This window comes from Pseudomonas sp. RP-B7, assembly GCF_059803535.1.
Genome location: NZ_JAPFHC010000053.1, coordinates 1 through 26,296, shown reverse-complemented (window position 1 = coordinate 26,296; position 26,296 = coordinate 1). Strand labels below are relative to the sequence as shown.

Here is a 26,296-nt window from a genome sequence, read left to right as displayed (position 1 = left end):
CGCGAAGGCGGCGTGTCAGTCAATTCATCTCTGACTGATCCACCGCCTTCGCGAGCAAGCCCGCTCCCACACAAGCCCGCTCCCACATTTAGATCACGTTGGTCTTAATGACCCGGCCAGGCTTGGACAAACGCCGCCACATCTTCCTTCGCCGCCGTACGCGGCGGGTTCTGCGGCGTACCCAGGTAGAGGAAGCCAATCACTTGCTCATCCGCCGTCAGCCCCAAGCCTTTGGCCACATGCGCCGAGTAGGACAATTCGCCGGTGCGCCACACCGCGCCAATCCCCTGGGCGTACGCCGCCAGCAAAATGCCATGGGCCGCGCAGGCCGCCGCCAGCAATTGTTCGGACTTGGGCACCTTGAAGTGTTCCTGCAAACGCGCAATCACCACCACCACCAACGGCGCACGCAGCGGGCCGTTCTGGGCCTTGTCGATCAGCGCTTGCGGGGCGTCGGCGTCTTGCAGGCGTGCCGCTTCGGCCAGCAACGTGCCCATCTGCTCGCGAGCGGCGCCTTCGACGGTAAGGAACCGCCAAGGGCGCAACTGGCCGTGGTCCGGCGCGCGCATGGCGGCGGCGAACAACACGTCGCGCTGCTCCTGGGTCGGCGCAGGTTCCAACAATCGCGGCACGGAAACACGGTTGAGCAAAGCGTCGAGAGCCTGCATTGGCCACCTCCAGAAAAAAATGTGCGGTCATTCTAGCGGGAATGCGGCACCACCCACCAAACGATAATTGCTCTTATTCATTCGGCCCTGCCCTGTTAGACTTTGCGACCTTATTTTTGCCCGCCGTTCAGGAAATTCGATGTCCCGTTGGCTTTTTCCCGTGTCCGCTGCTTGGTTGGCCTTGAGCCTGACCGCCTGCGACGACGCGCCCAGGTTTACCAAGGCCGAGCCGGGTGAATCACGGGCGGGCGGCGCTGCGACCGTGAACAAGCGCGACCAGAACGCGTTTTCCCTACCCTCGGCCAACCTGTCGCCTACACGTCGCCTGGATTTCAGCGTCGGCAACAGCTTCTTTCGCAGCCCCTGGGTAATCGCGCCGTCCACCACCACCGCGCGTGATGGCCTGGGCCCGCTGTTCAACACCAATGCCTGCCAGAACTGCCATATCAAGGACGGTCGCGGCCATCCGCCGTTGCCCGACGCGGCCAACGCGGTGTCGATGCTGGTGCGCCTGTCGATCCCCGATGCGCCAGCCTACGCCAAGCTGATCGAGCAAGCCGGCGTGGTGCCCGAGCCCGTCTACGGCGGCCAATTGCAGGACATGGCAGTGCCCGGCGTCGTGCCGGAAGGCAAGGTGCGGGTCGACTACACGCCGGTCAACGTGACGTTCAACGACGGCACGGTGGTCGAGTTGCGCAAGCCAAACCTGCAGATCACCCAGCTCGGCTACGGCCCGATGCACCCGGACACACGTTTTTCCGCGCGTATCGCCCCGCCGATGATCGGCCTGGGCCTGCTCGAAGCCATCAGCGACGCCGACATCCTGCGCAACACCAGCGCGGACACCGCTGACGCAGACGCCATCGTCGGCCGTGCCAATCAGGTCTGGGATGACGCGCAACAAAAAACCGTGCTCGGGCGTTTTGGCTGGAAAGCCGGGCAACCGAACCTCAATCAACAAAATGTTCACGCGTTTTCTGGTGATATGGGCCTCACCACGTCCCTGAGACCCTTTGATGACTGCACCGATGCCCAAGTGGCCTGCAAACAGGCGCCCAACGGCGATGGCCCGGATGGCGAACCGGAAGTCAGCGACAATATCCTGCGCCTGGTGCTGTTCTACACCCGCAACCTCGCCGTGCCAGTGCGTCGCGACGTCGACACGCCGCAGGTACTCGCCGGCAAGAACCTGTTCTACAGCGCCGGTTGCCAGGGTTGCCACAAACCCGCGTTCACCACGGCCGCCAATGCCGCCGAACCTGAACTGGCCAACCAGGTGATCCGCCCCTACAGCGACCTGCTACTGCACGACATGGGCGAAGGCCTTGCCGACAACCGCAGCGAATTCAAAGCCGGTGGCCGCGACTGGCGCACCGCGCCGTTGTGGGGCATCGGCCTCACGCAGACCGTGAGTGGCCACACCCAGTTCTTGCATGACGGCCGCGCCCGCAACCTGCTGGAAGCCGTGCTGTGGCACGGCGGTGAAGCACAAGCGGCGCAGCAGCATGTGTTGTCCTTTAATGCCGAGCAGCGCGCTGCGTTGCTGGCGTTCCTGAATTCTTTATAAGCTTCGCCCCAATTACAGAAGGGAGCTCGACATGTTCCGTCCCAAGTTGTTGTTCACCAGCCTGGCCGCCCTCGCCCTGGGCGCCTGCTCGCCGCAAGACCCGCAAGCCGTGACCTCGGCGGCCATCGCCAAGCAAGTGATCCTGCCGACCTACAGCCGTTGGGTCGAAGCCGACCGCCAGTTGGCCGTCAGCGCCCTCGCCTACTGCCAGGGCAAACAGAGCCTGGACACCGCCCGCGCCGATTTCCTCCACGCGCAAAAAGCCTGGGCCGAGTTGCAACCGCTGCTGATCGGCCCGCTGGCCGAGGGCAACCGTTCGTGGCAGGTGCAGTTCTGGCCAGACAAAAAGAACCTGGTCGGCCGTCAGGTTGAACAACTCGTGACCGCCCAGCCGCAGATCGACGGCGCCGCCCTGGCCAAGTCCAGCGTGGTGGTGCAAGGCCTGTCGGCCTACGAATACATCCTCTATGACGCCAAGACCGACCTCGCCGACGAAGCGCAAAAAGCCCGTTACTGCCCGCTGCTGGTGGCCATCGGCGAGCGCCAGAAAGCCCTCGCCGAGGAGATCCTGGCGAGCTGGAACAGCACCGACGGCATGCTCGCGCAGATGAGCAAGTTTCCGAACCAGCGTTACGCTGATTCCCACGAAGCCATCGCCGATCTGCTGCGCGTCCAAGTGACCGCACTCGACACCCTGAAGAAGAAACTCGGCACGCCGATGGGCCGCCAGACCAAGGGCATCCCGCAGCCGTTCCAGGCCGATGCGTGGCGCAGCCAGTCGTCCCTGCAAAGCCTCGAAGCCAGCCTCGCGGCGGCCCAGACCGTCTGGGTCGGGGTCGACAACAAAGGCCTGCGTGGCCTGCTGCCGTCCGACCAGAAGCCATTGGCCGACAAGATCGACGCCGCCTACGCCGCGTCTCTGAAACTGTTCGCCAGCAACCAGCGCAGCCTCAACGAGCTGTTGGGCGATGACGCCGGGCGCCAGCAGCTCAACGACCTCTATGACAGCCTCAACGTCGTGCACCGCCTGCAAGAGGGGGACCTGGCCAAGGCGCTGGGTATCCAACTGGGCTTCAACGCCAACGACGGTGACTGATGATGCTCAGGCGACAGGCTTTGGCCGTTGGCAGCGTGCTGCTCAGTGCTCTCACGCTAGGGGGCTGGACGCTGTTCAAAAGCAAGGATAAGGGCCCGCTGCTCTTGTCAGCGCGGGATGATGGCGACGGCAAGCACTACGCCGTAGGATTTCGCCTGGACGGCAAGCAGGTGTTTGCCACCCAGGTCGGCCAGCGCTGCCACGACATCATCAACCACCCGACACTGCCGATTGCACTGTTCGTCGCCCGTCGCCCGGGCACCGAGAGTTACCTGATCGATTTGCGCGATGGCACGCTGCTGCAGACCATCACCTCCCATGCCAATCGTCACTTCTATGGCCACGCGGTGATCCACAAGAGCGGCGACTGGCTGTATGCCACCGAGAACGACACGTCCGACCCCGGCCGTGGCTTGCTCGGAGTGTACAAATTCGAAGGCGAGCGCCTGGTGCACAGCGGCGAGATATCCACCCACGGCATCGGCCCGCACCAGGTGTCATGGATGCCAGACGGTGAAACCCTGGTGGTGGCCAACGGTGGCATCCGCACCGAAGCCGAAAGCCGTGTGGAAATGAACCTCAACGCCATGGAGCCCAGCCTGGTGCTGATGCAGCGCGACGGCACGCTGATCAGCAAGGAAACCCTCGGCCAGCAAATGAACAGCGTGCGCCACATGGGGATCGCCAGCGACGGCACCATCCTCACCGGCCAGCAGTTCATGGGGCCATCCCAGGAGCGTTCCGAGCTGCTCGCGATCAAGCGGCCGGGGCAGCCGTTCGTGGCGTTCCCGGTGGCCGACGAGCAGTTGCAGGCCATGGGGCACTACACCGCCAGCGTTGCCGTGCACAGTGAATTGCGCCTGGTGGCGTTGACCGCACCGCGTGGCAATCGCTTCTTTATCTGGGACATGGACAGCGGTGCACTGCGCCTGGACGGGCCGTTGCCGGACTGTGCCGGCGTGGGTGCGGTGGCCGACGGCTTTGTCGTCACCTCCGGCCAGGGACGTTGCCGCTTCTACGATTGCCGCCAGACGCAATTGGTCGCAAAACCCTTGGAATTGCCGGCAGGGCTCTGGGATAACCATCTGCATCTGGTCTGACCCGCGCAGCCTGGAGGGGGCCAGCACTGGCCCCATTACCTGTCAGGTTTACCGGCTGGAAACCCCTCAATACCTGGAGTAATGTTCCGGACTTGTCTGTCTTCGTCTGTCCCAGTTTTTCCAAGGAATCGGAATATGCTGCGCCGTCGCATGCTGATCATGTTTGCTGTCGTGCTGTTCATTGTCCTGCTGCTGGGGGGCTATAAAGCCTTTTCCATCTACCAGCAGATCCAGGTCTTTGCCAAACCCAAGCCCCCCGTAAGCGTGGCCGTTGCCACCGCGACCGAGCAGCCATGGCAGCAACGCCTGCCGTCGGTGGGCACACTCAAGGCCTTGCAAGGGGTCAACCTCAGCCTGGAGGTGGCCGGTACGGTCAAGGACGTGCAGTTCGAATCCGGGCAGAAGGTCAAGGCCGGGCAGCCCCTGGTGCAACTCGACAGCGCGGTGGAAAGCGCGCTGCTGGAAACCGCCCAGGCCGACCTGGGCCTGGCACAGCTCGATTACGGACGCGGCAGCCAACTGGTGGGCAGCCAGGCAATCTCCAAGGGCGAGTTCGATCGCCTCTCTGCACAACTGCAAAAGAACAAGGCCACGGTCAATCAGCTCAAGGCGTCACTGGCGAAGAAACACATCGTCGCGCCGTTCAGCGGCACCATCGGCATTCGCCAGGTGGACGTCGGCGACTACCTGGCCAGCGGCACGGTGATCGCCACCTTGCAGGACCTCAGCAGCCTCTACGTCGACTTCTACGTCCCCGAACAATCGGTGCCCAAAATCGCCCTCGGCCAGGCCGTGCAGGTGCAAGTCTCGGCCTGGCCAGGCCAGCAGTTCCCCGGCAATATCAGCGCGGTCAACCCCAAGGTGGAAAACACCACGCGCAACGTGCTGGTGCGCGCCACCCTGGCCAACCCGGACGGCAAGTTGCTGCCCGGTATGTTCACCAGCCTGGACGTGTTGCTGCCAGATCCGACCGCGCAAGTCGTGGTGCCGGAAGGCGCGATCACCTACACCCTCTACGGCAATTCGGTGTATGCCGTGGCCGAGAAAAAGGCCGAAGACGGCACGCCGGAAAAAGACGCCAACGGCCAGCCCGTGCTGATCGCCGAGCGGCGCTTTGTCGAGACCGGTGAGCGCCGCGCTGGCCTGGTGTTGGTGAGCAAGGGCCTCAAAGCCGGTGAGCAGGTGGTCAGCGCCGGCCAGCTCAAGCTGGACAATGGCACGCCCATCGCCATCAGCCCGGACAAAAACCTGCCGGCAGGGCACTGAGCCATGAAGTTCACAGACGCCTTTATCCGCCGTCCGGTGCTGGCCATGGTGGTCAGCCTGCTGATCGTGTTACTGGGCATGCAGGCCTACAGCAAGTTGCCGCTGCGCCAATACCCGAGCATGGAAAACGCCCTGATCACCGTGACCACCGCCTACCCCGGTGCCAACGCCGAAACGATCCAGGGCTACATCACCCAACCGTTGCAGCAAAGCCTGGCGAGCGCCGAGGGCATCGACTACATGACCTCGGTCAGTCGGCAGAATTTCTCGGTGATCTCGATCTACGCGCGCATCGGCTCCAACAGCGACCGCTTGTTCACCGAGCTGCTGGCCAAGGCCAACGAGGTAAAGAACAAGCTGCCCCAGGACGCCGAAGACCCGGTGCTGAGCAAAGAGGCCGCTGACGCCTCGGCGCTGATGTACATCAGTTTCTCCAGCGGGCAATTGAGCAACCCGCAGATCACCGACTACCTGTCGCGGGTGATCCAGCCCAAGCTCGCGACCCTGCCGGGCATGGCCGAAGCGGAGATCCTCGGCAACCAGGTGTTCGCCATGCGCATCTGGCTCGACCCGGTGAAACTCGCCGGTTTCGGCCTCAGCGCCAGCGACATCACCGACGCGGTGCGCCACTACAACTTTCTCTCCGCCGCCGGCGAGGTAAAGGGCGAGTTCGTGGTCACCAGCATCAACGCCAACACCGACCTCAAGTCCGCCGAAGCGTTTGGCGCCATTACCGTCAAGGCCGACGGCGACAGCCGCGTACTGCTGCGGGATGTGGCACGGGTGGAAATGGGCGCGGAAAACTACAACGCCATCAGCTCGTTCGGCGGCACGCCGTCGGTGTACATCGGTATCAAGGCCACACCCAGCGCCAACCCGCTGGAGGTGATCAAGGAAGTGCGCAAGATCATGCCGCAGTTGGAATCCCAGCTGCCGCCCAACCTCAAGGCAGAAATTGCCTACGACGCCACGCTGTTTATCCAGGCGTCCATCAACGAGGTGGTCAAGACCCTGTTCGAAGCGGTGCTGATCGTGATCGTGGTGGTGTTCCTGTTCCTCGGCGCCCTGCGCTCGGTGGTGATTCCGGTGATCACCATCCCGTTGTCGATGATCGGCGTGCTGTTTTTCATGCAATTGATGGGCTACTCGATCAACCTGCTGACGCTGCTGGCGATGGTCTTGGCCATCGGCCTGGTGGTGGACGATGCGATCGTGGTGGTGGAAAACATCCACCGGCATATCGAGGAAGGCAAGACGCCCCTGGATGCGGCGCTCGAAGGTGCGCGGGAAATCGCCCTGCCGGTGGTGTCGATGACCATCACCCTGGCGGCGGTGTATGCGCCCATCGGTTTTCTTGAAGGGCTCACCGGGGCGCTGTTCAAGGAGTTCGCGCTGACATTGGCCGGCGCGGTGATCATCTCCGGCATCATTGCCCTGACCTTGTCGCCGATGATGTGCGCGCTGCTGTTGCGCCATGACGAAAACCCGTCCGGCCTCGCCCACCGCCTCGACCGCATTTTCGACGGCCTCAAGCGTCGCTACCAAAGCCTGCTGCACGGCACCCTGAACACGCGCCCGGTGGTGATCGTGTTTGCGCTGATCGTGCTGGCCCTGATCCCGGTGTTTCTCAAGTTCACCCAGTCGCAACTGGCCCCGGATGAAGACCAGGGCATCATTTTCATGATGGCCAGCGCGCCGCAACCGGCCAACCTGGACTACCTCAACACCTACACCGACGAGTTCGTAAAAATCTTCAAGGAGTTCCCGGAGTACTACTCGTCATTCCAGATCAACGGCTTCAACGGCGTGCAATCGGGCATCGGCGGTTTTCTGCTCAAGCCATGGAACGAGCGCAACCGCACCCAGATGCAAATCCTCCCCGAGGTGCAGCACCGCCTGGAGCAGATTCCCGGCCTGCAAGTGTTCGGCTTCAACCTGCCGTCCCTGCCGGGCACGGGCGAAGGCTTGCCGTTCGGCTTTGTGATCAACACCGCCAACGATTACGAGTCGTTGCTGGAGGTGGCCAACCGGGTGAAAAAGCGCGCGATGGAGTCGGGCAAGTTCGCGTTTGTCGACATCGACCTGGCGTTCGACAAACCTGAAATCGTGGTCGACATCGACCGCGCCAAGGCGGCGCAGATGGGCGTGTCGATGCAGGACCTTGGCGGTACCCTGGCGACGTTGCTGGCGGAGGCGGAGATCAACCGGTTCACCCTGGACGGGCGCAGTTACAAGGTGATCGCCCAGGTCGAGCGCGCCTACCGTGACAACCCCGATTGGTTGAACAATTACTACGTGAAAAACAACAAGGGTGAACTGCTGCCATTGTCGACGCTGATTACACTCTCCGACCGCGCCCGACCTCGGCAGTTGAACCAGTTCCAGCAACTCAACTCGGCGCTGATCTCGGGTTTCCCGATTGTCAGCATGGGTGAAGCGATTGACACGGTGCGCCAGATTGCCATCGAAGAAACACCGCCCGGCTACGCGTTCGACTACAGCGGCGCATCCCGGCAATTTATCCAGGAAGGCACGGCGCTGTGGGTGACCTTTGGCCTGGCCTTGGCGATTATCTTCCTGGTGCTGGCGGCGCAGTTCGAAAGCTTTCGCGACCCGCTGGTGATCCTGGTAACGGTGCCGTTGTCGATCTGCGGGGCGTTGATTCCCCTGTTCCTCGGCTGGTCGAGCATGAACATCTATACCCAGGTGGGGTTGGTCACCTTGATCGGGCTGATCAGCAAGCACGGGATTCTGATCGTCGAGTTTGCCAACCAACTGCGCAAGGACAAGGGCCTGACACCTCGCCAGGCCGTGGAAGAAGCCGCGGCGATTCGCTTGCGCCCAGTGTTGATGACCACCGCCGCCATGGTGTTCGGCATGGTGCCGCTGATCCTCGCCACTGGCGCGGGGGCAGTGAGCCGGTTTGACATCGGCATGGTGATTGCGACGGGAATGTCGATTGGCACGTTGTTTACGCTATTTGTGCTGCCGTGCGTCTACACCCTGCTGGCCAGACCCGATAAACCCTGAACCTTGTCCCGCGGGCCAATCCAGCTGAACCGAACCTTGTCCCGCGGGCCAATCCAGCTGAACCGAACCTTGTGCTGCGGGCCAAACTCTCTGAACCGAACCTTGTAGTGAGCGGGCTTGCCCGCGCTGGGGGGCGAAGCCGCCCTAAACGGTACGCCGCAGTGCATCAGAAAGACCGAGGTGCCGGGATTTGGGGCGGCTTCGCCACCCGGCGCGGGCAAGCCCGCTCACTACAGGCAAAAAAAAGGCCTCGCTGTGCGAGGCCTTATTCAGGGGGGTTGAATCGTTTCAACTTTGCGGCCTCATGCCTTGAGACATCCCAAACATGAACAGCAACAATTCATGATCAGGCTTGACCGCCGTGCTCGCCTTGGCAACGCGCGGCAACAGGCATTGCGCGCCACCCTGCGTGGCACTGAGCACTTGTGTGCGAGGTTGTTCCCACGCCGCCAGGGCGAGCGCCGCAACGCCCAGCGCCCCAACCAGGAACAGACCTCGTGCTATTTCTAGCTTCATCTGGTTAAACCCTTGATAGCGCTGCCAAACGCCGTCTCGTAAAAGTAGCTGAGTTTGTTCCAGTCAGCGCTGCTCCACGACGAATGGCGCCGCAACTGCTGCATGTCGTGAGAAGCCGCGCGATAAGCGGTCAGCCGCTGCCGGCATTTTTCGAAGTCCAGCAAGGCAATCTCCACATTGGCCGAATCGCCTTCGCCGGTGACACGGATAAAGATGTGCTTGATGTACAGGCAGCCATGCTGCCAGCGCCCCTTGTGCATACGCACCAGCGTGCCGGCCAACTCCTTGAGAACACGTTCGTGAACCAATTCGCCGTACTGTTCGCGGCCACCGGCGGCATACCAGTTTTCGATTTCATCGAAGCCATCCAGGGCGGCCGTCACCAACAGTGCTTTCCACTGGTGCTCGGGGTCGCGACGCGCCCCGCAAAACACCAGGTCCGGCACGCGCACATCGAGGGAGCGCAGGCCCTTGAGCGCGTCACGCTCACGCAGCACGGTGGGCCGTCCGAAGGGATGCAGCCAACTGCGGTAGATGTGGCCGGTCTGGCGCTTGCTGTAGAGCAAGTGGCCGTTAGGACCGGTCACCCGTTGCACGCCACTTTCACCGCCGCGCCGACGATTGGGTTCCTCGACCCATTCGCCCTGCTGGCGCCAGAAAAAATCAAATCTCTCCTCCGGAGCTACGTGACTGCCCGCTACGCACTCAACTGCCATCCTGTTACCTCTTTCTCAGTACATACACTCGCCACATGGCGTAGAGCGGCATGAAGTCCAGAGATTCCTGAACGCGGAAACCGGCCTGTTCGAATTCGTCTTCAACAGTAGCAGCTGGTAACACAAAGCGGTTTTGGTAACCTTCTTGCTCACCTTCGCCACGCCGTTTTTCTTCGAGACGCTTACGCTTCCAGGCCTTGAAATTGCCATCGACCCACAATGAAAGGATCACGCTGTCGCGTGTAACCCGCTGAAACTCGCGCAGTATCGCGACCCGATGCGCCGGATCACCAATATGGTGTAGCAGACGCATACAGAAAATGCTGTCGACCGAGTTATCCGGCAAATCGATATCAAAGGCAGATGTCTGCAAGGGTCGTACCCGTTTCACCACATCGGCGGGTTGGGCGGCCATTGCGACCTTCAACATCGATTCGGAATTGTCCGCACCAATGATCACGCGGTTGGGTTTTTCGGCCAACAGCGGCCAGAAACGCCCGGCGCCACAAGGCAGGTCCAGCACCAGGCCAGGCTCACCGGCCATGGCCAACGCACCACGGGCCAATTGCTCGTCGCGTTTGTGGGACAACCGGCGAGCCAGATTGTCCTTATGCTTGAGCAAATATTCTTGGGCGTGCTGATCGTCGTACTTATCGGAAAATTCGAGCTTGATCGGGGAAGACATCAACGGATCTCCAGTAGCTGATGCCTACAACCTTAAGCACCCTACTGTGATCATCAGGTCAACTGTTTGTGAAAAAGTTGTCCTGTCGAATCCCATACATTTCAAGACTTTACAGACACATTCAGTATCATTGCGCCATGTTCGCCGAAATTCGACACAGGCTTGCCGCAGCATAACGGCAAGCCTGGCCCTCAGGACTTGACCTGGCTCAGCTCAACATGAAAGCGGCAGCCGTTGGGTTCCATGGTGCTCAAGCTGACGCTCCAGCCCTGGTTCTCACAGATCCGTTGCACCAGCGACAAGCCCAGGCCGAGGCCTTCGCCGCGCTTCTCGCTGCCACGCACGAAGGGCTCGAACATGGCTTCGCGTTTGTCTTCCGGGATGCCGACGCCCGAGTCTTCCACCACGAAGCCTTCGGGCTCCAGCGTCAGGCGGATAAAGCCGTGCTCGGTGTAGTGCAAGGCATTGCGCAGCAGGTTGCCCATCACCGCGTGCAGGAAGGTCGCGTTGTAGCGGGTATCCAGCGGGTTGCCCGGCTGGTAGATCAACTCCAGGCCCTTGCACTCGATAGGTTCGCGCCAGAGGCCGAGCAAGTCGTCGGCCACCTGCTTGAGGGTCACCCGAGGCGACATGCTGCCATCGTCATGCTGGGCACGGGCCAGCATCAGGAAGGTCTGCACCAGTTCGCGCATTTCCGCGCAGGCGCGAGCGATCCGCTCCACCTGGTTGCGCCCACGCTGGTCGATGGCAGGGTTTTCCAGCAGCAATTCACAGGAGCTGGCCAGCACCATCAGCGGCGTGCGCAATTCGTGACTGACATCGCTGGTAAACAACTGCTCGCGAGACAACGCCTGCCGCAAACGCCCCAGCGTGGCATCGAACGCCACGGCCAGTTCGCCCACTTCATCGGCCGCGTAGTCCGGCGCCAGGGGCGGTGCAAGGCCCAGCAACTGGTCGCGATGACGCACCTGGCGGGCCAGACGCACCACCGGCGCCATCACTTTGCGCGCCAGCACCCAGCCGAGGAATACCGCCAGGGCCAGGCTGAGCACAAAGCCCACCAACACGACGGCAAACAGTACGCGCTCACGCTCTTCGAAATCGCTTTGATCCTGCAGCAATACGTAGCGCCGACCGTCCACCACTTCGACCATGGCGTGGTACGACAGCGACTCGCGGAACACTTCATGGAAGCCGGGCTCAAGGTGACGCAGATCCTTGGGCAGGTCGAAATCACCGGGGCCGCCGCTGAAATAAAACAGCTGGTCCGGCTCGGGGCGATGATTCCAGTCCTCGACGCTGTCCATCAGCAGCAGACGTTGCAAGTCACCGCCGAGGCCCGCCGAGATCAATTTCTCTTCCACCAGGTGCACGGTCGCAACGATGCCCATGGCGAAGGCCCCCGCGACCAACGCGCTCATCAAGGCAAAGGCGATGATGATCCGTTGGGCAAGGCTTTGCTTAAACTCCATCACGCCCCTCGGCCAGGCGATAACCGACACCGTGCACCGTTTGCAGCAATGGCTTGGCGAACGGTTTATCGATTACTTGGCGCAATTGGTGGACGTGGCTACGCAGGCTGTCGCTATCAGGGCAGTCATCACCCCACAGGGCTTCTTCAAGGATTTCGCGGCGCAGTACATGCGGGCTTTTTTGCATCAGCACCGCCAACAGCTTCAGGCCGACCGGGTTGAGCTTGAGCAGGCGCCCTTCGCGGGTGACTTCCAGGGTGTCGAGATCGTAATGCAGGTCGGCCACTTGCAGGGCACGCCGCCCGCCACCCTGGGCGCGGCGCAGCACGGCTTCGATGCGCGCGGCCAACTCAGACAGGGCAAAGGGTTTGAGCAAGTAGTCATCGGCGCCGGACTTGAAGCCCTGCAGCCGGTCATCCAGTTGGTCGCGCGCGGTGAGCATGATCACTGGCGTGTCGCGACGGGCGTCTTCGCGCAGGCGTTTGCACAGGGTGTAGCCATCGATACCGGGCAGCATGATGTCGAGCACGATCAGGTCGTAATGCTCGGTGGCGGCCAGGTGCAGGCCCGACAAACCGTCCTGCGCACAGTCCACGGTATAGCCTTTGAGCCCCAGGTAATCGGCCAGGTTGGCCAGAATATCGCGGTTGTCTTCAACCAATAGAATTCGCATGGGCAGTGTCTCCGTACGCGGTAACGGCCGTGTTGGCTCGCGCAGCTTAAGGCCAAGTGTGGTTCAGGGATAGACCTGAAGGGCCGGTCGATAAAGGATTTCAACCGATTTAGCCTTACAACGAGTTTTTCACTATAGCTTCACAAACTGACTACAGTGTCAGCACGAAAATCGCCGCCCATCGATATAAGGAATTTGGACATGGGGTTTCTCAAAACCGCGCCTATGCGCTATTTGCTGCTTGTAACCGGGGCCTGGCTCCTGGTTTTCCTGCTCACGCGTAGCGTGTTGCTCATCACTCACCTCGATGAAGTCAGCGGCAACCTGCTGCCGGTGTTTGGTGTGGGCCTGCTGTACGACCTGGGTTTCCTCGCCTACGCCGCCCTGCCGCTGGGCCTGTATCTGCTGCTCTGCCCGCCTGCGCTGTGGCGCCGCCGTGGCCATCGCTGGTTCCTGCAAGCGGTGCTCAGCGTCAGCCTGTTCGCGATGCTGTTTACCTCGGTGGCCGAGTGGCTGTTCTGGGATGAATTCGGCGTGCGCTTCAACTTTATTGCCGTCGATTACCTGGTGTATTCCGACGAGGTCTTGAACAACCTGCTGGAGTCCTACCCGATCGGCAAACTGCTCAGCCTGCTGGCGATGCTCGCGATTGTGTTGAGCCTGGTCCTGCGCAAGCCGTTCAACGCGGCGATGAACGCGCCGCTGCCGCCACTGCGTGGGCGCCTGGTGACTGCGTTGAGCCTGCTGGTCATCACGGGCCTGAGCCTGCAGCTGATCAGCCAGGACAGCCCGCGCACCCAAGGCGGCAATGCCTACAACAACGAACTGGCCAGCAACGGCCCGTATCAGTTTTTCGCCGCCTTCCGCAACAATGAGCTGGACTACCCGCAGTTCTACAAAACACTGCCGGCAGATGTAGTCGCCCAGCAATTGCGGGCCGAACTCAGCGAGCCCAATGCACGCTTCATCGGCAAAGACCCACTGGATATTCGCCGCGCCATCGACAACCCCGGCACGCTGCGCAAACCCAACATCGTGCTGGTGACCATCGAAAGCTTCAGCGCCAAGTACATGGGCAGCAACGGCGATGAACGCAACCTGACGCCCAACCTCGACGCCCTGCGCAAGCAAAGCCTGTACTTCAACAACTTCTACGCCACTGGCACTCGCACCGACCGCGGCCTGGAAGCGATCACCCTGGCGATCCCTCCGACGCCCGGCCGCTCGATCGTCAAGCGCATTGGCCGCGAAAGCGGTTTCGCCAGCCTCGGCCAGCAACTCAGTGCCATTGGCTACGACAGCGTGTTCGTCTATGGCGGGCGCGGTTACTTCGACAACATGAACGCGTTTTTCAGCGGCAACGGTTATCGGGTAGTGGACCAGAGCAGCGTGCCGGAAGCGGAAATCTCGTTTAAAAACGCCTGGGGCATGGCCGACGAAGATCTCTACAAACAAACCCTGAAACTGGCCGATGCCGACTACGCCAAGCAGCAACCGTTCTTGCTGCAACTGATGACCACCTCCAACCACCGCCCCTACACCTACCCGGACGGGCGCATCGACATCAAGTCCGGCAACGGTCGTGACGGCGCGGTGAAATACACCGACAACGCCATCGGCGAATTCCTGCAGGCGGCGCGCCAGAAACCCTGGTTCGATAACACGATCTTCGTGTTCGTCGCCGACCACACCGCCGGCAGCGCGGGCAAGGAAGACCTGCCCATCACCAACTACCAGATTCCGCTGTTCGTCTATGCACCCAAGCTGATCGACCCTCGGGAGTCCGCACAACTGGCCAGCCAGATCGACCTTGCGCCGACGTTGTTGGGGCTGATCAACCTGAGCTACGAATCGACCTTCTTTGGCCGCAACCTGTTGCAGGACAACCCACTGCCACCGCGCGTGGTGGTCGGCAACTATCAGCACCTGGGCTTGTTTGACGGCAAGGACCTGGCGATCCTCAGCCCACGCCAGGGCTTGCGCCGCCACGACCAGGCCCTGGGTGAGAGCCAGGAGTCGCGGGTGGGCAGCGATGATCCGTTGATCCAGCGAGCGATCACCTACTACCAGGCAGCCAGTTATGGGTTCAAGCAGCAGTTGTTGAGCTGGAAGGGCCCCAAGGATGCGAGCCCGCAACTGACCGAACGTTGATTGTAGTGAGCGGGCTTGCCCGCGCCGGGGGGCGAAGCCGCCCCAAACGGTACGCCGCGGTGTTTCAGGTGGACCGAGGCGCCTGGATTTGGGGCGGCTTCGCCCCCCCGGCGCGGGGCAAGCCCGCTCACTACAAAGGCGCCTGTTAATAAATGCCGATAAAAAAGCCCCGCCTGCATCGCTGCAGGCGGGGCTTTTTCAGTGCGGGGGTAAGGCTGGCTTACATCATGCCGCCCATGCCACCCATGCCGCCCATGTCTGGCATACCGCCGCCAGCTGGAGCGGATTTGGTCGGTGCATCAGCGACTGCCGCTTCGGTGGTCAGGATCAGACCGCCGATGGAGGAAGCAGCTTGCAGCGCCGAACGAGTCACCTTGGTAGGGTCCAGGATGCCCATTTCGATCATGTCGCCGTATTCGCCAGTTGCAGCGTTGTAACCGAAGTTACCTTTGCCGCTCTTGACTGCGTTGACCACAACGCTTGGCTCGTCGCCGCTGTTAGCGGAGATCTGACGCAGCGGTGCTTCGACAGCACGACGCAGTACAGCGATACCTACGTCCTGGTCAGCGTTGTCGCCTTTCAGGCCACTGATCGCTTCCAGAGCACGGATCAGCGCAACGCCACCGCCAGGTACCACGCCTTCTTCAACGGCTGCACGGGTAGCGTGCAGGGCGTCTTCAACGCGGGCTTTCTTCTCTTTCATTTCAACTTCGGAACCAGCGCCAACCTTGATCACTGCAACGCCGCCGGACAGCTTGGCCAGACGCTCTTGCAGTTTTTCACGGTCGTAGTCGGACGAAGTCTCGGCAACCTGGGCGCGGATCTGGGTGATGCGCGACTGGATGTCAGCGTCAACGCCAGCACCGTCAACGATGATGGTGGCTTCCTTGGAGATGGTCACGCGCTTGGCGCTGCCCAGGTTTTCCAGGGTGGCGCTTTCCAGGCTCAGGCCGATCTCTTCGGAGATAACGGTACCGCCGGTCAGAACGGCGATGTCCTGCAGCATGGCCTTGCGACGGTCGCCGAAGCCTGGAGCCTTGACGGCTGCAACCTTGACGATGCCACGCATGTTGTTCACAACCAGAGTCGCCAGGGCTTCGCCTTCAACGTCTTCGGAAACGATCAGCAGTGGGCGGCCGGCTTTGGCAACGGCTTCCAGCACTGGCAGCATTTCGCGGATGTTCGAGATCTTTTTGTCGACCAGCAGGATCAGCGGGCTTTCCAGCTCGGCAACCATGGTGTCTGGCTTGTTGACGAAGTACGGGGACAGGTAGCCACGGTCGAACTGCATGCCTTCTACAACCGACAGTTCGTTTTCCAGGCCAGTGCCTTCTTCAACGGTGATCACGCCTTCTTTACCGACTTTTTCCATGGCTTCGGCAATGATGTCGCCGATGGAGCTGTCGGAGTTGGCGGAGATGGTGCCTACCTGAGCAATAGCCTTGGTGTCAGCGCATGGCTTGGATAGGTTTTTCAGCTCGGCAACGATGGCGATGGTCGCCTTGTCGATGCCGCGCTTGAGGTCCATCGGGTTCATGCCGGCAGCGACGGCTTTGTAGCCTTCGTTGACGATAGCCTGAGCCAGTACGGTGGCGGTGGTGGTGCCGTCGCCTGCGTCATCGTTGGCACGGGAGGCAACGTCTTTGACCAGCTGCGCGCCCATGTTTTCGAAACGGTCTTCCAGTTCGATTTCTTTGGCGACGGAAACGCCGTCCTTGGTGATGGTCGGAGCGCCGAAGCTCTTCTCGATGATCACGTTACGGCCTTTAGGGCCCAGGGTCGCTTTTACTGCGTCAGCCAGGATGTTGACACCGGTGAGCATTTTCTTACGGGCGGAGTCGCCGAATTTAACTTCTTTAGCAGCCATGATCGATATTCCTTAAATACTTTGTAGTAACGGGAAAATGAGCGGGGAAATCAGTCTTCCAGAACGGCGAGAATCTCGTTCTCAGCCATAACCAGCAGGTCTTCGCCGTCGACTTTCACAGTGTTGCTGCCGGAGTAAGGACCGAATACAACCTTGTCACCGACTTTAACGGCCAGCGCACGAACATCACCGTTTTCCAGAGTCTTGCCTGGGCCTGCAGCGACGATCACACCGTGGTTGGCTTTTTCAGCAGCCGAACCTGGCAGAACGATACCGCCGGCGGTTTTCTTTTCTTCTTCGCTGCGCTTGATAACGACGCGGTCGTGCAGAGGACGAAGCTTGCTCATTGTCGATCTCTCCTAATTGTGTTTTTCATCGGCCGGTATCAGTACCGGCGGGTTGTATTCCGGCGGTGCCGGTCGCGTCTCGCCAAGCAAGACGCGGAAGTCTGTCTGGTGTTGCCACCAGAAACCTTGCGGTGACCGTTACATAAGGGCGCATAAGCCGATTACAAGGGGCCTCGGCGGAAATTTTTTAAGTGTGCCGACGGCTGAAAGCAACACGGCACCCGAAGGTGCCGTGCCAAAGATGCGGTTATTTGCTGTCGCGATGTTCGAACTCGCCTTCGATCACATCCCCTTCACGCCCCAGCGGTTGGCGCGGGGCCGGGCCGCCACGGGGTTGCAGGTCGTCGGCGAAAGCCCGCTGGCGCAGCGCTGCCTCTTCGGCGCGCTGGCGCATCTTGCCGGCAAGCAACTTGCGCGAGAACGGCAACAGCAACACCAGGCCAACGACGTCGCTGATGAAACCCGGCAGGATCAACAAGCCGCCGGCCAGGGCCATCATCAGGCCTTCAAGCATGGTCTGGGCTGGCAGCTCGCCACGGTTCAAGCTCTCACGGGCACGCAGCGCAGTGGCCAGGCCGGCGACGCGCAGCACCAGCACGCCAAGCATCGAGCCGAGAATGATCAGCAGCAGCGCCGGGAAAAACCCGATGGCTCCGCTGACCTGAACGAAGACGAACAGCTCCAACACTGGAAATAGCAGAAAGAGCAATAAAAAAGGGCGCATCAAATGGTTCCTCAACGCAAGAATGCCTTGCTAGTCCACCTTAGATGACGTCGCCGTTTCGTGAATTCAAGCGCTGGCCACTGTTTTTTTCGGCCAGACCTCGGCGTGAGCCAATGAAACCAAGGCTTCGCGCACTTGTGTCGGCGTATTGCAAGACTCCGCGAAGGGCAGCCAATGCAACGACTGGCCGATACGCAGGTGCATGCCTTCGCTGTCGATGCCAGCCAGTTGCGCAGGTTCGGAGGTAGGCAAGCCGGCCAAGGCGACGTAGTGGGCGATGGCCTTGGTGTGGTCGCTGTTCATGTGCTCGATCATGCTGCGCTCGGCCTTGCCGGCGAACGGGTTGGCCAGGGTGAGTTGATCAACCCAATGAATCGCGCCAAATCCGCCGATGTAGCGATGACGCACGGGCTTGAGCACCCAGAAGTCGAAGTCGTGAGCCTTATGGTAGTTGGCCGAGTCGGGAAAGTAACGGTAATAACGCTCTGCCGCCGCTTCGATCGCCGCCGGGTCGTCGATCTTTTCGGCCTCGGCCAGGTAGGTCAGGCGCCCCACTGCTTGCACGTCGTCCGCCTCGCGCTCGCCAACCAGCAGCGAGCACTTGGGGTCTTTTTGCAGGTTATGAGTGTGCTGGGCAATGCGGCTGATCAGGATCAGCGGGCGGCCCTGTTCGTCCAGGCAGTACGGCACCACGGAGCCGAAGGGAAAACCGGGCATGGCCTTCGATTGTGTGGCGAGAGCCCCACGGTATTCCTTGAGCAACAGCTCTCGGGCGTTCTTGGCAACCTGTGCGCTCAACGTATGACTCCTCGGGTATTCAGCCGCCCATGGCATATGGGAATGGATCTCAACACAAGGTAATCAATATCGGCGAAGGTTGCCAAGCGGGTTTTGTGCAGCCTTATTACCAGGCCACGCCGAAGCCGGCGGTATAGCGGGTCTTGCTCAGGCTGCTGTCGGAGTCGCCGCTGATGATGTCGCGCTCGGCCTTGAGGTTGAGGGACGCCCATTCGGTGACTTTGTAGCGCAGGCCCATTTCCGCATCCAGGGAATAATCGATCGGCCCGTCGATCGGCTTGCCCAATTCGCCCATGGTGAAGAACTCGACGGTCTTGCCCACCAGGTAGCGGTTGTAGTTCCACTTCATCGCTGCCGAGTAGAAATGGTCCTTGCCGCCCTCGGCATATTCATAATCGGTGCGGTTGATCAGCGAGCCGAGGGAGAACGCGCCCAGTTCATCATCCCAGAACTGGTAGCCCGGGCCTGTACCGACGGTACGCTGGCGGGACAGGTCTTCAACCTTGTCGCGCTTGTAGGTTAAACGACCCTGCCAGAACCAGTGTTCGGTGAGGAAGCGGTCCAGGTCATATTCCAGCGCCCAGTTGTCGGTGGTGGTCACGTCGTCCTGGAACTCGCGGTTGTACTCGCCCTGCCCGGTGTGGCGCCATTGGCCATGCCGCGCGCTGGTCTTGAAGTCGATGTCGTAGTCATTGGTGTCTTTCTCGGCGCGCTTGTAGTCCAGCGCCAGGTCGACATTGCCCTTCCACACCAGGTCTTCGATGACCGGCTTGGGCTTGATGATCTGCTGGATGCTGGCCAAATCGACCGTCTTCGGCGCCTCGCCGTTGGCCAGCACCACCTTGCCGTCCTCTGCCGCCCTCAGGGACTTGGCCTTCTCGCCCGTGTAGGCATCCTGCTTGACCAGCAACTCCTGGTCGCTCTCCAGGGTCTTCACCTGCTTCCAGTCCACCGGGATGGCGCCTGCGTAGTCGGTCTGAATCAGCAGCTTGCCACCGTCGAAGACTTTGATCTTGCCGCTCAGGCGGTCACCGTTCTTCAACCAGACGGTGTCAGCCAGCAAGGGCGTGGAAGCACTGAAAACAGCAAGGCACAGCAGGGTTCTGGACAACATAAGCGGATTCGGAGCTCAGGATTGGCGAAAAGGGCGCGTTATCGTGTTAGATAGCTAGGACTGACTCAAGGATTTATATTGAGTTCAATTCTCATCGGCACGTTTACAGACGTTTCTTACAATAAGACCGATGTTTTCAACGGATGCGCACAGTGAATCAACCCGCCGATACGCCGCAAAGCCCTGCCGAAATGCGCCGTACCGCGCTGTACCTGACGCTGGCCCAAGTGCCTGAAGGTTGCGTGGTGAGCTACGGTGAGTTGGCCCATCTGGCGGGTTTGGGCCGCGCTGCACGCTGGGTCGGACGCACCCTCAGCCAGTTGCCCGAAGACACGCGCCTGCCCTGGCATCGGGTGTTGGGTGCCGGCGGTCGGATAAGTCTGCCAGTGTGCAGCGCCTCGGGCGACGAACAACGTGCGCGTTTACGCAGCGAAGGTGTCAGTATCCTGAACAATCGCGTGGATATTCAGCGTCATGGCTGGCGCCCGGTAGAGCACAGCGGTTAGAGTGCGCGCTTTGTTTCCGCAAACCTGAGGCAGACTCCAGCCCATGCCCCGTAAAACCTGGCGCGCCGCGCTCGCTGCCTATGCCAGCCCCTCGACGTTGGTCCTGTTGTTGCTCGGCTTTGCCGCCGGCCTGCCTTACATGTTGGTGTTCTCGACGCTTTCAGTGTGGTTGCGTGAGGCCGGAGTGGCTCGCGAAACCATCGGCTATGCGAGCCTGATCGGTTTGGCCTACGCCTTTAAATGGGTCTGGTCGCCGCTGCTCGACCAATGGCGCCTGCCGCTGTTGGGCAAACTCGGACGTCGTCGTTCCTGGCTGGTGTTGGCCCAGTCGCTGGTGATCCTCGGATTGATCGGCATGGGTTTCTGCGACCCGCAGAAACACTTGTCCTGGCTGATCGCCATCGCGGTCGTGGTGGCCTTCGCGTCCGCCACCCAAGACATTGCCGTCGACGCCTACCGCCTGGAAATCGCCGACGACACCCGCCAGGCCGCCCTGGCCGCCAGCTACATGTCCGGCTACCGCATCGCCGCCCTGCTGGCCACGGCTGGCGCACTGTTCTTTGCCGAAGGTTTCGGCTCTACCGGGTTCAACTATCAACACTCGGCGTGGCTCGGCACCTATGTGCTGTTTGGCGTGCTGATGGTGCCTGCGTTGCTGACCACCCTGTTCATGCGTGAACCGAACGTGCCACTGCGCACCCAGTTGCAAGCCGGACGCTACAGTTTTGTGCACCAGCTGGTCTCGGTATTCGTGCTGATCGTGCTGTTGGTGTCGGTGCCGGCAATGTTCACCCAGCTGTACAACACCGATTTCGACAGCGTGCTGTTCCACGGCATGAGCGTGTGGGACCTGCTGATGGACGACCGCGCGTTCCTGCGCGCCATCCTCTATATCACTCTCACCGCCTTGTGCCTGTCAGCCATGGGCCGTCGCGGCCTGGCGCCGGTGCTGACGCCGGTCAACGACTTTATCCTGCGTTACCGCTGGCAGGCGCTGCTGCTGCTCGGGCTGATTGCCACCTATCGCATGTCCGACACGGTGATGGGCGTGATGGCCAACGTGTTCTACATCGACCAGGGCTTCACCAAGGACCAGATCGCCGGAGTCAGCAAGATCTTCGGCCTGATCATGACCCTGCTCGGCGCCGGTATGGGCGGCTTGCTGATTGTGCGGTTCGGTATCCTGCCGATCCTGTTCATCGGCGGGATCGCCTCGGCAGGCACCAACCTGCTGTTCGTGATGCTTGCCGACATGGGCCCGGACCTGCAGATGCTGATCTTCACCATCTCCCTGGATAACTTCAGTTCCGGCCTCGCCACTTCGGCGTTCGTGGCCTATCTGTCGAGCCTGACCAACCTCAAGTTCTCCGCCACACAATATGCGCTGCTCAGCTCGATCATGCTGCTGCTGCCACGCCTGATCGGCGGGTACTCGGGGGTGATGGTGGAGAAGTTCGGCTATCACAACTTCTTCCTGATTACCTGCATGCTGGGCGTGCCAACGCTGTTTCTGATCGCGTTGCACTGGTTCCAGGAGAATCGACGGATTCGGTTGAACCCACCGGTAGAAGACTGAGCCTGTGGGAGCGGGCTTGCTCGCGAATGTGGTGGGTCAGTAACGGATTTAGCGCCTGACACTGCGCATTCGCGGGCAAGCCCGCTCCCACACAAGCCCCACATCCCCCTCTGCGTTCGGATGCCTGTACTCCAACAGCTTGCGCCCGTACAATCCCAAGTCATTTCAAGTCCAAGCAACCGACAACGGCCTACCATGCGTACCAGTCAATATTTGCTCGCCACACAGAAAGAAACGCCTTCCGACGCGGTCGTGATCAGCCATCAACTGATGCTGCGTGCCGGTATGATCCGCAAACTGGCCTCCGGCCTGTACACCTGGCTGCCCATGGGCTTGAAGGTGATGCGCAAGGTCGAAGCCATCGTTCGCGAAGAAATGAACGCCGCCGGCTCTCTGGAAGTGTTGATGCCGAGCACCCAACCGGCTGAGTTGTGGCAGGAATCCGGGCGCTGGGAAGAGTACGGCCCTGAGTTGCTGCGCTTCAAGGATCGTCACGGCCGCGATTTCTGCGCCGGCCCGACCCACGAAGAAGTGATCACCGACCTGATGCGCAATGAGCTGAGCAGCTACAAGCAGCTGCCGCTGAACCTGTATCAGATCCAGACCAAGTTCCGTGATGAGATCCGCCCACGCTTCGGTTTGATGCGCGGCCGCGAATTCATCATGAAGGACGCCTATTCGTTCCACGCTGACCAGGCGTCCTTGCAGGTCACCTACGACCGCATGCACCAGGCCTACTGCAACGTGTTCACGCGCCTGGGCCTGAAATTCCGCCCGGTTGAAGCGGACAACGGTTCCATCGGCGGCGCTGGTTCCCACGAGTTCCACGTGCTGGCCGAATCCGGCGAAGACGACATCGTGTTCAGCAACGGTTCCGACTACGCGGCGAACATCGAGAAAGCCGAAGCCGTGCCACGGGAAACGTCCCGCCCGGCACCGGCCGAAGAACTGCGCCTGGTGGACACCCCGGATACCAAGACCATCGCGGCCCTGGTGGAGAAATTCAATCTGCCGATTGAAAAGACCATCAAGACCCTGATCGTGCGCGCCGAAGAAGAAGGCAAGCTGATCGCCCTGGTGATCCGTGGCGACCACGAACTCAACGAAATCAAGGCTGCCCAGCAACCTGGCGTGGCCAGCCCGCTGGTCATGGCCACCGATGCCGAACTGCGCGACGCCATCGGCGCCGGTGCCGGCTCCCTGGGCCCGCTGAACCTGCCGCTGCCGATCATCATCGACCGTTCGGTCGAGCTGATGAGCGACTTCGGTATCGGCGCGAACATCGACGACAAGCACTACTTCGGCGTGAACTGGGAACGTGACCTGCCGGTTCCGACTGTGGCCGACCTGCGTAATGTCGTCGCAGGCGACCCGAGCCCGGATGGCAAGGGCACCCTGGAAATCAAGCGCGGCATCGAAGTCGGGCACATCTTCCAGCTGGGCAACAAATACAGCCAGGCGATGAACTGCAAAGTGCTGGGCGAGAACGGCAAGCCGGTGATCCTGGAAATGGGCTGCTATGGCATCGGCGTTTCCCGTGTGGTTGCCGCTGCCATCGAGCAGAACAACGACGAAAACGGCATCATCTGGAGCGACACCCTGGCGCCGTTCCAGATCGCCCTGGTCCCCCTGCGTTATGAGACCGAGCTGGTACGTGAAGCCACCGACAAACTGTATGCCGAACTGACGGCCGCCGGTTTTGAAGTATTGCTGGATGACCGGGACAAGAAAACCAGCCCGGGCATCAAGTTCGCCGACATGGAACTGATTGGCATCCCGCACCGGATCGTGGTCAGTGACCGTGGCCTGGCCGATGGCAATCTGGAATACAAGAGCCGGACCGAAGCCGAAGCCCAACCGTTGCCGGTGGCTGACGTGCTGTCTTTCCTTCAGGCGCGTATTCGTCGCTGAAAACCAGATCAAGAGAAGTCATGTTCAAGCGAAACACCAGAGCCCTGGGGGGCGCCGCCTTGTGCGGCGCCCTGCTGGTCAGCGGCTGCGCCAACCAGATGTCGCAACGCAGTGAGCACGAGGAGCGGGTCGAGCGTAAGTTGCTCGACCACAGCCTGCAGATTGATGTAGGCGAACCCAAAGTGCTGGAGCTGCCGCAACGCCGGGTCCGGATTCACGAGCAGAAGACCTTTGAGGTCACCGAGTTCGAAGTCACCCGTCGTTATGACCGCTACACCCCCTACCAGCCCTGGCGCAAACTCTATGAGATGCCTTTGGGTGCCGTCGCCCTGGTGGCCGGCGCGGGCGCCAACGTGGTGAATATCTTCGCCCTTGGCAACCTGCCGGCCAGCGTGACCCGCGACTGGCTTACCTACGGCGTGGACGGCCTCAACCCGTTCATGAACGTGCAATCCCACGGCCGTGCGCAACAGAACCTGGCGGGTATCGATGAAGTCCAGCGCGACAAGCGCGTGGAGTATTCGAGCCTGCCCTGGAGCGAACGTCCGGTACAGGTTACCGCCGGCAAGCAAACCCATGAGTTGACCACCGACCGTAACGGCGTCCTGCGCCTGAACCTGCTGGACAGCCCATTTGCCGAGCAAGACCTGAACCGCGTCACCACCCTGAAAATCAGCGTGGAAGATGGCCAGGACGACGTGCATTCGGACTCGACCCTGGCGATCAGCAGCAACCTGCGCGGCAAGTTGCTCGAAGCCCACGGCCTGATCTATGACGACCTGGAAGATGACGAGGTGAACCAGTGGGTGCACCGAGTCAAACGCCTGTCGGAGTTGGGCCTGGAGGAAGAAGCCAGCGAGCTGGAACAAAGCCTGATCGAACTGACCCGCAATGACCCCGAGTTGCAGCAGGAGTTTTTGCAGGCGTTGACCAAGGATGCGGGGCGGTTGGTGGCGGACCCTGGGGCTCGCTAAAACGTTAAGACAGTTAAATATCCAAAATGTGGGAGCGGGCTTGCCCGCGATTGCGGTGAGCCAGCTTGCATATAACTGGCTGACCCACCGCTATCGCAGGCAAGCCAGCTCCCACCGTTCTATCCGGTTTTTACCAGGAAAATTCGAGTTGTTCATTGCCGCTGCTCAGATCCAGCAAGCGCACCCCAATCCCCAGCAACCGCACCGGCTTCCCACCCCGATTAAACGCCTGCGTCAGCAGCTGTTGATAACTCTCCAGATCCCGCCCTGCCCCCGCCTGCTCCAAAGTGGTCTGGGTAAAGTCATGAAACTTCACCTTGACGAACGGCTTGCCCGCACGATAACTGCTGTCGATACGCGCCATGCGCCCAGCCAGGGTTTCCATCAGTTCAGGCAGTTTTGCCAGGCAGCTTGAGAGATCCGGCAGGTCCACATCGTAGGTGTTTTCCACACTGATCGATTGCCGGCGACTGTCGTTCTGCACTGCCCGGTCATCAATCCCACGGGCCAGGCTCCAGAGCCGCTCGCCAAAACTGCCGAATTCGCGCACCAGTGCCAGCTTGTTCCATTCCCGCAGTTGCAGACAATCCTCGATACCCAGGCGTGCCAGCTTGTCGGCGGTGACCTTGCCCACACCGTGCAACTTGCTCACCCGTAGCTGCGAGACAAAGTCTTCGACCTGGTCGGGGGTAATCACAAACAGGCCGTTGGGCTTCTTCCAGTCACTGGCGATCTTGGCCAGGAATTTGTTCGGCGCTACGCCTGCGGATACGGTGATGTGCAGCTGGTTGGAAACCCGGCGGCGAATGTCCTGGGCGATACGCGTGGCACTGCCGCCAAAGTGTGGGCTATCAGAGACATCCAGGTAGGCCTCATCCAGCGACAGCGGTTCGATCAGGTCGGTGTAGTCGCGAAAGATCGTCTGGATTTCCTTCGACGCTTCCTTATAGGCGTCCATGCGCGGCTTGACGATGGTCAGGTCCGGGCAGAGCTTCAGGGCGTGGCGTGAAGACATGGCCGAACGCACGCCATAGGCCCGGGCTTCGTAGTTGCAGGTGGCGATCACCCCTCGCCTGTCTGCCGAGCCACCGACCGCCAGCGGCTTTTGCGCCAGGCTCGGGTCATCGCGCATCTCGATGGCGGCGTAGAAGCAATCACAGTCGACGTGGATGATTTTGCGTTGCGTCATATAAACAGAGGGTTGATTCAACGGATCGCCAGTATCGCACTCACCCCTGTATATAGCACCAGTAGTTTGAATCTTCCGCTTAAGCGGTAGGAAATATCCCAGATGAATTTATTTTCTCAATCGAATTCGGCATCCCAATAGAGCTGAAACCCTCGGCCACACTGGCCTGGAGCGCTTCCAGAGACCTTCATGGAGAGCTAAGCGATTGAACCACAAGCGCTTTTCTTCAACTCAGCGGTTGACACCCCAGCGATCCTCTGTAGAATGCCGACACACAGACGCGGGATGGAGCAGTCTGGTAGCTCGTCGGGCTCATAACCCGAAGGTCGTCGGTTCAAATCCGGCTCCCG

At 60.9% G+C, this 26,296-nt stretch carries 22 protein-coding genes; 10 read left to right on the top strand and 12 right to left on the bottom strand.

Going from position 1 to position 26,296, the window contains the following annotated elements; all coding sequences use genetic code 11:
- Positions 1 to 104 precede the first annotated feature (104 nt).
- Entirely contained in the window at positions 105 to 668 is a 564-nt protein-coding gene (locus OPU96_RS28235) for an NAD(P)H nitroreductase (protein ID WP_498560143.1), read from the bottom strand.
- Between the two features lie 139 nt (positions 669 to 807).
- Between OPU96_RS28235 and OPU96_RS28230 the strand changes: the two genes are divergently transcribed.
- The 5 genes from OPU96_RS28230 (at position 808) to OPU96_RS28210 (ending at position 8,727) form a co-directional block, all read left to right on the top strand.
- Entirely contained in the window at positions 808 to 2,235 is a 1,428-nt protein-coding gene (locus tag OPU96_RS28230) for a di-heme oxidoreductase family protein (protein WP_226456281.1), read from the top strand.
- A 31-nt stretch (positions 2,236 to 2,266) separates the two neighbouring features.
- Positions 2,267 to 3,331, top strand: coding sequence for an imelysin family protein (locus OPU96_RS28225; protein ID WP_498560142.1), 1,065 nt, complete (start codon positions 2,267 to 2,269; stop codon positions 3,329 to 3,331).
- A gap of 2 nt (positions 3,332 to 3,333) precedes the next feature.
- Entirely contained in the window at positions 3,334 to 4,431 is a 1,098-nt protein-coding gene (locus OPU96_RS28220) for a DUF1513 domain-containing protein (RefSeq protein WP_226456315.1), read from the top strand.
- A gap of 135 nt (positions 4,432 to 4,566) precedes the next feature.
- A complete protein-coding gene (locus tag OPU96_RS28215) occupies positions 4,567 to 5,697 on the top strand; it encodes an efflux RND transporter periplasmic adaptor subunit (RefSeq protein WP_498560141.1) in 1,131 nt (376 codons plus the stop codon).
- Between the two features lie 3 nt (positions 5,698 to 5,700).
- Positions 5,701 to 8,727: a multidrug efflux RND transporter permease subunit gene (locus tag OPU96_RS28210; protein WP_498560140.1), complete on the top strand. Its 3,027-nt coding sequence runs from the start codon at positions 5,701 to 5,703 to the stop codon at positions 8,725 to 8,727.
- Positions 8,728 to 9,015: 288 nt separating this feature from the next.
- Here the strand turns inward: OPU96_RS28210 and OPU96_RS28205 are convergent, their stop codons facing one another.
- The 5 genes from OPU96_RS28205 to colR form a co-directional block, all read right to left on the bottom strand.
- Positions 9,016 to 9,243 (bottom strand): hypothetical protein, encoded by a 228-nt coding sequence (locus tag OPU96_RS28205; RefSeq protein ID WP_192299498.1) that lies wholly within the window; start codon positions 9,241 to 9,243, stop codon positions 9,016 to 9,018.
- Positions 9,240 to 9,959 carry a lipopolysaccharide kinase InaA family protein gene (locus tag OPU96_RS28200; protein ID WP_192299499.1) on the bottom strand — a complete coding sequence of 240 codons (720 nt, stop codon included), beginning with the start codon at positions 9,957 to 9,959 and terminating at the stop codon, positions 9,240 to 9,242. The genes OPU96_RS28205 and OPU96_RS28200 overlap by 4 nt, the downstream gene beginning before the upstream one ends.
- Before the next feature lie 4 nt (positions 9,960 to 9,963).
- The gene (locus OPU96_RS28195) at positions 9,964 to 10,644 is read right to left on the bottom strand and encodes a class I SAM-dependent methyltransferase (protein ID WP_226456285.1); all 681 of its coding nucleotides are present in this window, start codon (positions 10,642 to 10,644) and stop codon (positions 9,964 to 9,966) included.
- Between the two features lie 191 nt (positions 10,645 to 10,835).
- A complete protein-coding gene (locus OPU96_RS28190; RefSeq protein ID WP_192299501.1) occupies positions 10,836 to 12,116 on the bottom strand; it encodes a sensor histidine kinase in 1,281 nt (426 codons plus the stop codon).
- The gene (colR, locus tag OPU96_RS28185) at positions 12,106 to 12,789 is read right to left on the bottom strand and encodes a two-component system response regulator ColR (protein WP_016975511.1); all 684 of its coding nucleotides are present in this window, start codon (positions 12,787 to 12,789) and stop codon (positions 12,106 to 12,108) included. The genes OPU96_RS28190 and colR overlap by 11 nt, the downstream gene beginning before the upstream one ends.
- A gap of 201 nt (positions 12,790 to 12,990) precedes the next feature.
- Here colR and OPU96_RS28180 point away from each other — a divergent pair, with 201 nt between their 5' ends.
- On the top strand, positions 12,991 to 14,940 hold the full coding sequence (locus OPU96_RS28180; protein ID WP_498560139.1) for an LTA synthase family protein: 1,950 nt from the start codon (positions 12,991 to 12,993) through the stop codon (positions 14,938 to 14,940).
- Between the two features lie 220 nt (positions 14,941 to 15,160).
- On the opposite strand, the gene groL is transcribed toward OPU96_RS28180, so the two are convergent.
- The 5 genes from groL to OPU96_RS28155 form a co-directional block, all read right to left on the bottom strand.
- A complete protein-coding gene (gene groL, locus OPU96_RS28175) occupies positions 15,161 to 16,807 on the bottom strand; it encodes a chaperonin GroEL (protein ID WP_226456287.1) in 1,647 nt (548 codons plus the stop codon).
- 50 nt (positions 16,808 to 16,857) lie between these two features.
- Positions 16,858 to 17,154 (bottom strand): co-chaperone GroES, encoded by a 297-nt coding sequence (locus OPU96_RS28170; RefSeq protein WP_124525003.1) that lies wholly within the window; start codon positions 17,152 to 17,154, stop codon positions 16,858 to 16,860.
- 247 nt (positions 17,155 to 17,401) lie between these two features.
- Positions 17,402 to 17,878 (bottom strand): FxsA family protein, encoded by a 477-nt coding sequence (locus tag OPU96_RS28165; RefSeq protein WP_226456288.1) that lies wholly within the window; start codon positions 17,876 to 17,878, stop codon positions 17,402 to 17,404.
- Positions 17,879 to 17,944: 66 nt separating this feature from the next.
- Complete coding sequence (locus OPU96_RS28160) at positions 17,945 to 18,676, bottom strand: HugZ family pyridoxamine 5'-phosphate oxidase (protein WP_226456289.1); 732 nt, start codon at positions 18,674 to 18,676, stop codon at positions 17,945 to 17,947.
- Between the two features lie 106 nt (positions 18,677 to 18,782).
- Positions 18,783 to 19,790, bottom strand: coding sequence for a DUF481 domain-containing protein (locus tag OPU96_RS28155; protein WP_192299506.1), 1,008 nt, complete (start codon positions 19,788 to 19,790; stop codon positions 18,783 to 18,785).
- Positions 19,791 to 19,933: 143 nt separating this feature from the next.
- Here OPU96_RS28155 and OPU96_RS28150 point away from each other — a divergent pair, with 143 nt between their 5' ends.
- From OPU96_RS28150 to OPU96_RS28135, 4 genes are all read left to right on the top strand, one after another.
- A complete protein-coding gene (locus OPU96_RS28150; protein WP_498560138.1) occupies positions 19,934 to 20,296 on the top strand; it encodes an MGMT family protein in 363 nt (120 codons plus the stop codon).
- Positions 20,297 to 20,339: 43 nt separating this feature from the next.
- A complete protein-coding gene (locus OPU96_RS28145) occupies positions 20,340 to 21,872 on the top strand; it encodes an AmpG family muropeptide MFS transporter (RefSeq protein ID WP_192299508.1) in 1,533 nt (510 codons plus the stop codon).
- Positions 21,873 to 22,067: 195 nt separating this feature from the next.
- On the top strand, positions 22,068 to 23,783 hold the full coding sequence (locus OPU96_RS28140; RefSeq protein WP_192299509.1) for a proline--tRNA ligase: 1,716 nt from the start codon (positions 22,068 to 22,070) through the stop codon (positions 23,781 to 23,783).
- Positions 23,784 to 23,803: 20 nt separating this feature from the next.
- A complete protein-coding gene (locus OPU96_RS28135; protein WP_192299510.1) occupies positions 23,804 to 24,757 on the top strand; it encodes a hypothetical protein in 954 nt (317 codons plus the stop codon).
- Between the two features lie 130 nt (positions 24,758 to 24,887).
- Here the strand turns inward: OPU96_RS28135 and dinB are convergent, their stop codons facing one another.
- Positions 24,888 to 25,946, bottom strand: a complete 1,059-nt coding sequence (dinB, locus tag OPU96_RS28130; protein WP_192299511.1) for a DNA polymerase IV — start codon at positions 25,944 to 25,946, stop codon at positions 24,888 to 24,890.
- Positions 25,947 to 26,296: the final 350 nt, after the last annotated feature.

Bases quoted from the DNA above. Each gene is read 5' to 3' on its own strand.
- OPU96_RS28195 (WP_226456285.1), bottom strand. From the start codon at position 10,644: ATGTCTTCCCCGATCAAGCTCGAATTTTCCGATAAGTACGACGATCAG.
- dinB (WP_192299511.1), bottom strand. From the start codon at position 25,946: ATGACGCAACGCAAAATCATCCACGTCGACTGTGATTGCTTCTACGCC.
- OPU96_RS28135 (WP_192299510.1), top strand. From the start codon at position 23,804: ATGTTCAAGCGAAACACCAGAGCCCTGGGGGGCGCCGCCTTGTGCGGC.
- OPU96_RS28190 (WP_192299501.1), bottom strand. From the start codon at position 12,116: ATGGAGTTTAAGCAAAGCCTTGCCCAACGGATCATCATCGCCTTTGCC.
- OPU96_RS28220 (WP_226456315.1), top strand. From the start codon at position 3,334: ATGCTCAGGCGACAGGCTTTGGCCGTTGGCAGCGTGCTGCTCAGTGCT.
- colR (WP_016975511.1), bottom strand. From the start codon at position 12,789: ATGCGAATTCTATTGGTTGAAGACAACCGCGATATTCTGGCCAACCTG.
- OPU96_RS28155 (WP_192299506.1), bottom strand. From the start codon at position 19,790: ATGTTGTCCAGAACCCTGCTGTGCCTTGCTGTTTTCAGTGCTTCCACG.
- OPU96_RS28235 (WP_498560143.1), bottom strand. From the start codon at position 668: ATGCAGGCTCTCGACGCTTTGCTCAACCGTGTTTCCGTGCCGCGATTG.
- OPU96_RS28210 (WP_498560140.1), top strand. From the start codon at position 5,701: ATGAAGTTCACAGACGCCTTTATCCGCCGTCCGGTGCTGGCCATGGTG.
- OPU96_RS28165 (WP_226456288.1), bottom strand. From the start codon at position 17,878: ATGCGCCCTTTTTTATTGCTCTTTCTGCTATTTCCAGTGTTGGAGCTG.
- OPU96_RS28205 (WP_192299498.1), bottom strand. From the start codon at position 9,243: ATGAAGCTAGAAATAGCACGAGGTCTGTTCCTGGTTGGGGCGCTGGGC.
- OPU96_RS28150 (WP_498560138.1), top strand. From the start codon at position 19,934: ATGCGCACAGTGAATCAACCCGCCGATACGCCGCAAAGCCCTGCCGAA.
- OPU96_RS28140 (WP_192299509.1), top strand. From the start codon at position 22,068: ATGCGTACCAGTCAATATTTGCTCGCCACACAGAAAGAAACGCCTTCC.
- OPU96_RS28180 (WP_498560139.1), top strand. From the start codon at position 12,991: ATGGGGTTTCTCAAAACCGCGCCTATGCGCTATTTGCTGCTTGTAACC.
- OPU96_RS28215 (WP_498560141.1), top strand. From the start codon at position 4,567: ATGCTGCGCCGTCGCATGCTGATCATGTTTGCTGTCGTGCTGTTCATT.
- OPU96_RS28225 (WP_498560142.1), top strand. From the start codon at position 2,267: ATGTTCCGTCCCAAGTTGTTGTTCACCAGCCTGGCCGCCCTCGCCCTG.
- groL (WP_226456287.1), bottom strand. From the start codon at position 16,807: ATGGCTGCTAAAGAAGTTAAATTCGGCGACTCCGCCCGTAAGAAAATG.
- OPU96_RS28230 (WP_226456281.1), top strand. From the start codon at position 808: ATGTCCCGTTGGCTTTTTCCCGTGTCCGCTGCTTGGTTGGCCTTGAGC.
- OPU96_RS28170 (WP_124525003.1), bottom strand. From the start codon at position 17,154: ATGAGCAAGCTTCGTCCTCTGCACGACCGCGTCGTTATCAAGCGCAGC.
- OPU96_RS28200 (WP_192299499.1), bottom strand. From the start codon at position 9,959: ATGGCAGTTGAGTGCGTAGCGGGCAGTCACGTAGCTCCGGAGGAGAGA.
- OPU96_RS28145 (WP_192299508.1), top strand. From the start codon at position 20,340: ATGCCCCGTAAAACCTGGCGCGCCGCGCTCGCTGCCTATGCCAGCCCC.